General features: G+C 66.3%; 7 protein-coding genes. 2 read left to right on the top strand and 5 right to left on the bottom strand.

The features are described 5' to 3' along the window. Positions 1 to 673: hypothetical protein (locus CBW50_RS29440; RefSeq protein ID WP_216356374.1), on the top strand; the 673-nt coding region annotated here is incomplete at its 5' end. 173 nt (positions 674 to 846) lie between these two features. Continuing rightward, on the top strand, positions 847 to 1,176 hold the full coding sequence (locus tag CBW50_RS18640) for a hypothetical protein (protein ID WP_139842563.1): 330 nt from the start codon (positions 847 to 849) through the stop codon (positions 1,174 to 1,176). A 69-nt stretch (positions 1,177 to 1,245) separates the two neighbouring features. Here CBW50_RS18640 and CBW50_RS18635 read toward each other — a convergent pair whose 3' ends face one another. The 5 genes from CBW50_RS18635 to CBW50_RS30210 form a co-directional block, all read right to left on the bottom strand. Next, positions 1,246 to 3,309: a GGDEF domain-containing protein gene (locus tag CBW50_RS18635; protein WP_367301829.1), complete on the bottom strand. Its 2,064-nt coding sequence runs from the start codon at positions 3,307 to 3,309 to the stop codon at positions 1,246 to 1,248. Between the two features lie 165 nt (positions 3,310 to 3,474). Next, positions 3,475 to 5,175 (bottom strand): methyl-accepting chemotaxis protein, encoded by a 1,701-nt coding sequence (locus tag CBW50_RS18630; RefSeq protein ID WP_086146936.1) that lies wholly within the window; start codon positions 5,173 to 5,175, stop codon positions 3,475 to 3,477. A gap of 126 nt (positions 5,176 to 5,301) precedes the next feature. Further along, positions 5,302 to 7,113: an ABC transporter transmembrane domain-containing protein gene (locus tag CBW50_RS18625; protein ID WP_086146935.1), complete on the bottom strand. Its 1,812-nt coding sequence runs from the start codon at positions 7,111 to 7,113 to the stop codon at positions 5,302 to 5,304. Then, entirely contained in the window at positions 7,103 to 8,854 is a 1,752-nt protein-coding gene (locus CBW50_RS18620; RefSeq protein ID WP_086146934.1) for an ABC transporter transmembrane domain-containing protein, read from the bottom strand. Before CBW50_RS18620 ends, CBW50_RS18625 begins: the two co-directional genes overlap by 11 nt. 164 nt (positions 8,855 to 9,018) lie before the next feature. Then, positions 9,019 to 9,858: a phasin family protein gene (locus CBW50_RS30210; RefSeq protein WP_086146933.1), complete on the bottom strand. Its 840-nt coding sequence runs from the start codon at positions 9,856 to 9,858 to the stop codon at positions 9,019 to 9,021. Positions 9,859 to 10,041: the final 183 nt, after the last annotated feature.

The following is a 10,041-nucleotide window of genomic DNA, read 5'->3' as shown; positions in this document are numbered from 1 at the left end:
CGCGCCGCCGCCAGCGCCAGCCAAGGCGCCGCCCGCGAAGCCGGCCGTCAGGGGCTCGGTGCCGCCGCCGCGTCCGCCCGTGCGCTTGCGCACGTGGATCGCCGCGGCCGTGGTGCTGACCGGCATCTGGTTTTATAACAAGCCGGCCGATAAGCCGGCCAGCGTGGCGGAACAGGTCGAGGCCGCCACTGCGCTGGCGGCGCAATGCGACCTGGACGGGGCGCGCAGCGCGCTGGCCGTGCTGAAAAGCGCCAGGGCGCCCGCCGCGCAGATCAAACGCTTGCAGGCGAACATTACCAAATCCGCCGCCGCGTGCGAGCGGCAACAGCAGCGGGCGCAGGCCTGGCTGGCGCTGCAAGGCAGCGTCAACCAGGCGCTCGACGCGGGTGAGCCTGACCTGGCCGCCACGCGCCTGGCCGCGCACGTCAAGCGCTGGGGCGACGACGCGGACAGCCTGGAACTCGATGCCAGGGTGAAAGTGGCGCAAGCGGGCGCCCGGCTCGACGCTGCCGACGCTTGCCTGGCCAAGGGGGAGCGTATCTGCCTGGAAAGCAACCTGATCGCCGCCGAGCGCTACAAGCGGCCGGAACTGGCGGCGCGTACGCAGGCGCTGCGCGCGGCGTTGTCGCAATTGCTCGAACGTTCGCTGCTCGACGCCGCGCCGGGCCAGTAGCGTACAGCAACATTGGCCACCGTGAAAGGCGCCATGACGATGTCAAGATACTATTGCTTACAACTACGCCACAAAAGCCTGTTTTTATGTGCGTTAGCGCACGCTGGAAAATTTTAGGCAGGTGTATATTGCGAACTGATCTGTGTCTTTTGATAACAATGAAAGGGAATATCATGAAAGTAAGCAAAAATTGGGTGACTGTGTGCGCCGCCGGGATGATGGTCGTGGCACTGGCTGCCTGCCAGAAGAAGAGCGATGTCGCCGCCGGTCCTGCGGAACAGGCGGGCCAGAAGATCGATGCGGCTGCCGCCAAGGCTGAAGCCGACATCAAGGCCGCCGCGACCAAGGCCGACGATGCCATGAGCAAGGCTGCTGCCGACACGGGTGCCAAGATGGACCAGGTTGCCGCTGACGCCGACAAGAAAATGAGCGAAGCGGCCGATGCGGTCGGTAAAAAAGTGGAAAAAGCGGGCGAAAAGATGCAGGACGCCGCGCACAAGTAATCACCGCGATACAGGCACGGGCCGGTTTCGCCGGCCCGTCCCGCCGCCGCCGGCGACATGCGCGCTCTGTCAGCTGGCGGTGGCCGTACCGCAGGCGCCCTTGGCGCCATCTGCCGCCGCTGCCGGCGCGCTCCCCGCATGGCCCTTCCCATCGGCCGCACCCAGTACCACGCTCAAGTCGACATAGCCGTCGCGCCACGCCCGCTCCAGGTCCTGCTCCACCGCTTCGAGGGTCGTGCGTTCCACATGCCGGAAGCCGCGCAAGCCATAGGCCCGGTTGCGTCCGTGCGCCTTGGCCAGGTACAGCGCCATGTCGATCAGGTTGACGCTGCGCTCCCACGTCAGAGGCAGGCCCAGCGGCGCCAGCGGATACGGCGCGAAGCCGACGGAGACGTGCACGCCGATGGCTTGTCCCTGGTAGGCAATGCTTTGCGCGGCCACGCCATTGAGGATGCGCAAGGCGATGTCGTCGAGCCCGTCGCGCGCGACGGCTGGCAGGAAGGCGAGGAATTCCTCGCCGCCCCAGCGCACGATCATGTCTGTTTCGCGCAACACGTCGTGCAAGGTTTCGGCGATCGTCGTCAGTACCAGGTCGCCCGCCGCATGGCCGTAACGGTCATTGATATGCTTGAAATGGTCGACGTCGAGCAGGAACAGGGCGCCCACCACCTCGCTCCCGGCCGGGGGATGCACGGGCTTGCCCGCATGGCTGCGCATGAATTCCTGGAAATGCCTGCGGTTGTACAGGGCCGTCAGGGGGTCGCGCGAACTCTGGCGCTTGAGTTCCTGGTTCTTCACCTTCAGTTGCACGTTGGCATGGCGCACTTTGCGATACAGCAAGCCGACGATGGCCGAGCCCATGGCCAGCACCAGCGCCAGCAGCCACCACACGCGCTGCTGCAGGCGGCGGTTGTCGATCTCCGTGCTCTTGAGCTGATTCTCGCGGCTCAGCAGCTCGATCTGCCGCTGTTTCTTTTCCGCCTCATACTTTTCCTGCAATTCATACACGGCCTTTTGCCGCTGCTTCTCGAACAGCTGGTTGGAAATGCCCCGTTCGCGGTGGTAGGCCGTCACGGCGCCGCGCAGGTCGCCCGCCTTTTCCAGCGCCAGGCCGTATTCCAGCAGCACGGCCTGCATATCCGGCTGGTTGGCAGTGCGCTCGTAGTAATCGAGACCCGTGGCCACGCTTTGCTTGCCTTCCTGCAGCCGTCCCTGGCCGATCAGCGCCTGGCCGATGTTCAGGCGCGCCGTCGCCTCCACCTGCGCGTTGTTGACCAGGCGCGCCGCCGTGATGGCTTCATTCGCGTAGCGCAGGGTGCGCGCATAGTCGCCCTGTTTCAGATAGCTGTCCGACAGGTTGACCAGGGTGGTGGCCACCATGCCGCGCGCGCCCAGCTGGCGCTCCAGCGCCAGCGCCGCCAGCAGGGCGCGCTGGCCCCGCTGCGGCTGCTGCGCGTCGAGCGCCAGGCCGTATTCCGTATTCTTGGCCTGCGCCATGCGGCCCGGCGACTCCAGCGTCGCGGAGACGGCCAGCAACTCGTCGAGCACCTCGAAGCCCTTGTCGTATTCGCGCATCTGCGTGTACAGCTGGGTAAGGGCATTCAGGGCGGCGGCCAGGCTGGAGGGGGAATTGCTCTGGCGCGCCAGGTCGACGGCCGCCTGCAGCTTGGACAACGCAAACGGGAAATTGCCTTCCTCGGCCCAGGATTGCCCCGCGCTGATGGTGGCCTGCACGCGCACGGGCAGGTCCTCCGTGCGGTTGGCGATGCGTTCCGCTTCAAAGGCCAGCAGGTGCGAGGCGCGGCGCTCGTTCATGGCGAACGTGATGTAGGCCTTGTTGAGCATGCCCTTTGCCAGCGCCACGTCGCTGTTCTGCTGGCGCGCGTAGGCGATCAGCTCCTCGGCCAGCTGCATGGCGATGTCGTTCTGCCCCAGGCGCATGCGGGCGTTGCTCAGCTGGGTGAGGAATTCCGCGCGTACCAGCAGGGACGCGCCGCGCGCCTGCGTTTCCACCTCCTGCAGGCGCAGCAGGGCGCGTTCCGGCACGAAGCGGCCATCTTCGCGCACGGCGGCGATGCGCTGTTCCAGATTGTCTTCCTGGGCGCGCGCGCCAGGCGCCAGCAGGCAGGCCAATACCAGCAGCCACTGCGCCCTTCGCCATGATGCCCGTTTCTGTCTGCCTGCCAACGTCCCGCCCCCGCAATGACCACGCTTGTCTGCAGCGATTATATGATGTTGCAATCAAGAAATATCATGGCACACACAGAAATTTGCGAAAGTGCACACTTTGGCTGCGGATCAGCGCCGGGTCAGGGCCGCCGGTGCTGGCGCGCTGCCTTTCAGGCGGAAGATGGCGACCGCCCCGATCAGGGCTTGCGCCTGTTCCTGCAGGCTCTCGGCGGCGGCGGCCGCCTGCTCGACGAGGGCGGCGTTCTGTTGCGTGATGTTGTCCATCTGCGTGACCGCCTGGTTGACCTCGCTGATCCCGGCGCTCTGCTCATGGCTGGCGCTGGTGATCTCGCTCATGATGGCCGCCACCTTCTGGATCGATCCCACCACCAGCGCCATGGTGCGTCCCGCCTCGTCGACGAGCTTGCTGCCGGCGTCGACCCGTTCCACGGAGGCGCCGATCAGGGTCTTGATTTCCTGGGCGGCCGCAGCGCTGCGGTGGGCCAGGCTGCGCACCTCGCCGGCGACGACGGCGAAGCCGCGCCCCTGTTCTCCCGCCCGCGCCGCCTCGACGGCCGCGTTCAGGGCCAGGATGTTGGTCTGGAAGGCGATGCCGTCGATGACGCCGATGATGTCGGCGATCTGGCTGGAACTTTCCTTGATGGCGCCCATCGTGCTGACCACCTGGGCGACGACGGCGCCGCCCTGCACGGCGACGGCCGAGGCGGTGGCGGCCAGCTGGTTCGCCTCGCCGGCGTTGCTGGCGTTTTGCCGCACGGTGGCCGTCAGCGTTTCCATCGAACTGGCCGTCTCTTCGAGGGAACTGGCTTGCGCTTCAGTACGCGCCGACAGGTCGGCATTGCCCAGCGCAATTTCGTGCGTGGCCACCGACATTTCGCCGGTGCTGCTGCGGATGTCGCCTATGAGCCCCGTCAGGTTGGCGTTAATGGTGTTCATCGCGTGCAGCAGCACGCCGATTTCGTCGGCCCTTTCGATGACGGCGTCAATGCTCAGGTCGCCGCCGGCGATCAGCTGCGCCGTGGCGATCGCCTGGTCCAGGCTGCGCTTGATGTGGCGGTACACGAGGAACAGGCACAGCAGCGAGACCATGACCGACACCAGCAGCACGCCGACCGTGACGGAATAGGCGGCCATGGTGCCGCTCATCGCCGTCTGCACGGCCGCGCTCGTGCGCTGGTCCAGCAGCGTGAGGAATTCATTTACCGGCTGCATGATCCTGGCCTTGTTGCTGTGGTAGGCGGCGTCGTGCATGATGGCGCGCGCCATTTCCAGGTCCGGCGGGCCGGTCCTGGTGAAGTTGCCGCTGCCGTCGTCGAAGCGGCCCTTGACGGCGTTCATGGCGATCACCTCGGTCTTGACCAGGCCGTCCGAATTGGCTTGCGCTTCGCGCAGCTTGGCGAATTCCTGCTCGCTGAAGCCGGCCTTGCGCATCAGTTCGGCCAGGGGCACGGCGGGTCCCGTCGACGCCGGCACGGGCACGCCTGCCGCCACGAAGTCCCAGTAGATGCGCTCGTAGTGGGCGGGGCGCGGCTTCTTGCCGTTGCGGATGTCGAGGATGTCCAGGTATTGCTGCTCGTACCTGGCGTCGCCGGTGACGACGTAGGTGCGGGCCAGCCGGGTCAGGTCGTCCGAGCTTTGCCGCAGTTCGTCGGCCAGCAGGTAGGACTGGTAGCGCGTTTCAGTGACGCGGTTCGCCTCGGCCTGCTTGCCCGCCACGCGGAACAGCGCCCACAGGCTGATGACGGAGAGCGCCAGGCTGAGCAGAAAAATGGCGGTGAAGATATTCCTGATCGACAGTTTGCTGCGCATGGCGTCCCCCGCAAGTGTAGTTGGGGCCGTCGGCGCTGCCCGCCAGATGAATATACTCCCGTCTGTACGGCATTTTTAATGCCGCACAGAAAAAAAGTGGCGCCATGCAACGGCGCCCCGTGCCTATCAAACTGCCAGTTGCTGCAGCAGATACAGGCGCTGGTACAGGCCGCCTTCTATCTGCATCAGGGCGTCGTGCGGGCCCGCCTCCGTGATGCGGCCATGGTTGAGCACGATGATCCGGTCCGCGTCGCGGATGGTCGACAGGCGGTGGGCGATGGCGATGACCGTCACCTTGCCGCGCAATTCGTTGAGGGCCGTCTGCACGATCTGCTCCGTCTGGCTATCGATGCGCGACGTCGCTTCGTCGAGCAGCAGGATGCGCGGCTGGCCGGCCAGCGCGCGGGCAATGGCGATCAGCTGCTTCTGCCCCGACGACAGGCGCGAGCCGCCTTCGCCCAGCGGCGTGTCGTAGCCGTGTTCCAGCGCGGCGATGAAGTCGTGCGCATGCGCGGCGCGCGCGGCCGTTTCGATCTGCTGCTGCGTGTAGCCGCGGCCCATGTCGATGTTTTCGCGCGCCGAGGCGGCCAGCAGGAAGGGGTCTTGCGGCACCAGGCCCACGTCGGCGCGGAAGTGCTCGTTGTCGATGCTGTCGAGGGGCACGCCGTTGATGGCGATGCTGCCCTGCGTGACGGGGTAAAAGCGCAGCAGCAGGGACAGCAGGGTCGACTTGCCGCTGCCCGTGTGGCCGACGATGCCGAAAAACGCGCCCTGGGGAATCGTCAGCGACAGCTCGTGCAGCACGGGCTGGTTTTCCACGTAGGCGAAGGTCAGGCGGGCGATGTCGACGGCGGGCGCGTCGCTGCCCGTTTTTGCCTGCCGCAGGGCCGGAGTCTCCCTTCCCTGCGCGTGTTCCAGCGCCTGCGCTTCATCCAGCAGGGCCGAGACGCGCGCCGTCGCCACCACAGATTGCTGCAATTGGCTGAATTGCATGGTGATCTGGATCAAGGGTTCGATCACGCGCGCGATGTAGCTGATGAACGCATACAGCACGCCCACTTCCACGGCGCCCATCTCGCGCCGGCCGAAGCTGAAGATAACGACGGCCAGCAGCACGATGTTGAGCATGTCGAGCGCGGGGCGCAGCAGCCAGGCGTTGGCGCGCAATTCCTGCATGCGCGCCGTGTAGTGGTCCTGGTTGATGCCCGTGAAGCGCGCGCCGAAGCGCTTTTCCGCGTTATTCGCCTGCAGCACGCTCATGCCGCCTATCGATTCGGCGATCTGGCCATTGATCTCGCTGCGCAGGGCGCGCGCGCGCGTGACGGCCGGCGCGCTCCAGCGCTGGTACAAAAAGACGATGGCCAGCACGGCCGGCAGCAGGGCCAGCACGATGAGCATCAATCGCCAGTCGAGGAAGGCCATGGCGGCCATGGTGCCGACGAGGACGATGGAGCTGTCGAGGATGACGAACAGCACCTGCACGTATAGCGACTTCACGGCTTCCGTGTCGTTGGTGACGCGGCTGACCAGCTGCCCCGTGATGGCGCGGTCAAAAAACGCCATCGGCAGGCGCAGCACGTGCTGATACACGGTTTCGCGCAGGCGCTGCACCGAGCGCATGGCCAGGCCGGACAGGCGCACCAGCTGCAAATAGCGCAGGCCGGAAGCGACCCAGCCCGTCAGCAGGCAGCCGCCCAGCAGCAGGGACATGCGCGTCCAGTCCAGGTGGCGCGGCAGCAGGTGCTGGTCGATCAGGGCCTTGCCCAGGATCGGCCCCGTCACTTCGAGGGCGGCGGCGAGGATCAGCCAGAACGTGGCCCAATATAAATGGCGCAGGTCGGGCGCGGCGGCGTGGCGCAGCAGGCCGACGGCTTGCGCGGCCTGGCGGCGCACGGATGGCGTGGCGCTGGCGGCTTGGTCGGTCTTATTAGATGGCATCGAGGCTGGCCTCCAGTTGTTGATAGCGCCACTGGCTGGCGTACCAGCCGTCGCGCTGCATCAGCGCGTCGTGGTTGCCCGTTTCCGTGACGTGGCCGTCGCGCAGCACGAGGATCAGGTCCGCGTTGACGACGGCGCTCAGGCGGTGGCTGGCGATGATGGCGCTGCGCTCGGGGCGCTTGCGGCGCAATGCTTCCAGGTGCTGCAGGATGCGCGTTTCCGTGCCCGTATCGACGGCCGACAGCGCATCATCCAAGAGCAGCAGGCCGTTGTCGGCCAGCAGGGCGCGGGCAATCGCCACGCGCTGGCGCTGGCCGCCGGACAGGGTGATGCCTTTTTCGCCCACATGCGTCTGATAACCGTCCGGGAACTGCAGGATGTCGGCATGGATGTCGGCCAGCTGCGCCGCCCGCTCCACCTCCCCGCGCGTGGCGCCGGGGCGGGCCAGGGCGATATTGTCGGCGATGGTGGCGGAGAATAAAAAGGACTCCTGCGGCACCCAGCTGATGGCCGCGCGCAGCGCATGCAGGGTGTAGGCGTCCAGCGGCTGGCCGCTCCAGGTGGCCGCGCCCGATTGCGGCGTGACCTGGCGCAGCAGCACGCGCAGCAGGGTCGATTTGCCGCTGCCCGTGGGCCCCACCAAACCGAGGGTCTGGCCAGGCAGCAAGCGCAGCGAAATGCCGGACAGCGCCGGCGCCGTCTGGCCCGCATAGGCGTAGCCGATGTCCTGCAAGTGCAGGGGGCCGGGCGTCAGCGTGGCGATGCTGCCATGGTCGTCGATGGCCAGCGGCGCATCTAACATGGGTTGCAGCCGCTGCCAGGCGGCGCGGCCCCGTTCGATCAGGGACAACACCCAGCCGGCGGCGAACATGGGCCAGATCAGCTGGCCCAGGTACATGGAAAAGCTCGTCAGCGCGCCGATGGTCAGCTGGTCTTGCCACACGAGGTAGCCGCCCAGGCCCAGGGTCAGCGCCGTGGCCGCCGTCAGGGTCAGGCCGACGGCCGGCTCGTACGCCGCCTCCCAGCGCTGCGCCGTCAGGCTGGCGTTGGCCGCGTGGCCGGCCAGGATGGAGAACTGCTTGCTGCTGCGCTCTTCCAGGCCCAGCGCGCGCAGGGTGCGCACGCCCGACAAGGACTCTTGCACGTGGTCGTTCAGCGCGGAAAAGCGTTTCAGCGAATCCGTCGACGCCGTGTGGATATGGCTGGAGATGCGCCAGAAGGCCAGTCCCATCAGCGGGAAGGGCAGGAGGGAGATGCAGGCCAGGCGCCAGTCCACGCCCAGCAGCATGATGCCGAGCACCATCAGCAGGGTCAATGTGCCGTCGAAACCGGCCAGCATGGCTTCGCCGGCGGCCATTTCGATGGCGTCGATGTCGTTCGTCGCCAGCGCCATCAGGTCGCCCGTGCGCTGGTTCTGGTAAAACGACGCGCCCTGCTGCGACATGCGCGTGTAGAAGCGCGTGCGCAGCATCACGCCCAGCTGGTAGGCGGCCTTGAACAGGGTGATGCGCCAGCCCACGCGCAGGAAATAGATGACGACGCCGACGGCGAGCAGGGTCAGCAGCTCCAGCCACAGTTCGGCGGCCGTCATGCGGTGCGCGGCCAGCGCGTCGATGATGGCGCCCACGCGGCGCGGTATCCAGACGGTCAGTGTTGCCACGCCTGTCAGCATGACGGCGGCGGCGGCATACGCCGGCCAATGCTGACGCACGAAGCCGGCGATGAGCCTCGATAAACTCATGGTTACCTTTTGTTTTGCAGTAATGGGGTGTCGCGGGGCGGAAGGGCGGGCACGCGGACGGAAAGTACGCGTAGGATACAACAAGGCGGAAAAGCGCGCTGTGCATGGGCACGCAAAAAACGGGCCGTAGCCCGTTGTTTTGCTGCGCCAGTGCTTTGCGCGGCTTACTTGCGGCTGCTGCCTTTGCCGCCGCCCAGCATGTCGAGCTGTTTCGACGGCGCACCCTTGGGCGCTGTCTTGGCTGCCGGCTTGGCGGCTGGCGCAGCGGCGTGCTTCACGGCGGCCCTGGCTACGGTATTGCCGGCGGCGCTGGCCGGCTTGGCGGCCGGTTTGCTCGAAGGAAGTACTTTCGCGGCCGGCTTGGCCGGTGCTGGCGCGGCGGCGGGTGCCGCTGCTGGCTTGGCCGCTGGCTTGACTTCCGCCGCCTTCACGGCGGGCTTGTCGGCGGCCTTCTCGGCAACCTTGGCCGGCGCTGCCGCTGGCTTGGCGGCCGGCGCGGCAACAGCGGCGGGCGCGGCCTTGGCTACTTCAGCGGGCCTGGTCACTTCGGCCGGCTTGGCGGCAACGGGCGCAGGCGCTGCTGCAGGGGCAGGTGCGGCGGCGGGCGCGACGACGGCCGGCGCGGGCTTGGCTGCGGCAGGAGCCGGAGCCGTTGCGACGGCAGGGGCGGCCTCATCGAGGCGGGCCTTGGCCGAGGCCAGCAATTCGGCCTGGGTGCTCGAGGCGATGCCGAACAGCTGGCGGCTGTAGGCCAGCACGCTTTCGATATTCGGCTGCGCCTGGCTGGTGCTGTAGCTGAAGAAGTCGCGCGGGTCCTGCGTTTCCAGCAGATGCTGGGCCGTCTCGGCTGTCTGCGAGATGGCGGCCTTGCCGGCGTTCAGGTTCAGCGCGATGATTTTCTCGGCGCTTTCAAAGACTTTGCTGGTGAGATTGCTGAAGATTTGCAGCTGGTTTTCCAGTTGCGACTTGGCGGCGCTGGAAATGTGTTCTGGAAGCGGAAACATATTTACTCCTTTGTACGGATTAAAATGCTGGCAAAACGCTCTGCAAAATCCCGAAAACCAGAGTTGGCCGCGTTTTGTAAAGTGGGTAGCGTGCTGAACAGCTGATCATAGACTTTTTATGATGCAACGCAATATGAATATTCTAGCGGTGATTCGAGTTGGTTGAAAGTTATTTTATTCTGC

Origin of the sequence: Janthinobacterium sp. GW458P (genome assembly GCF_002127585.1) — a bacterium.
In the GTDB taxonomy this organism is placed as follows: Bacteria; Pseudomonadota; Gammaproteobacteria; order Burkholderiales; family Burkholderiaceae_D; genus Janthinobacterium.
This window is presented reverse-complemented; position numbering and strand designations above follow the sequence as displayed.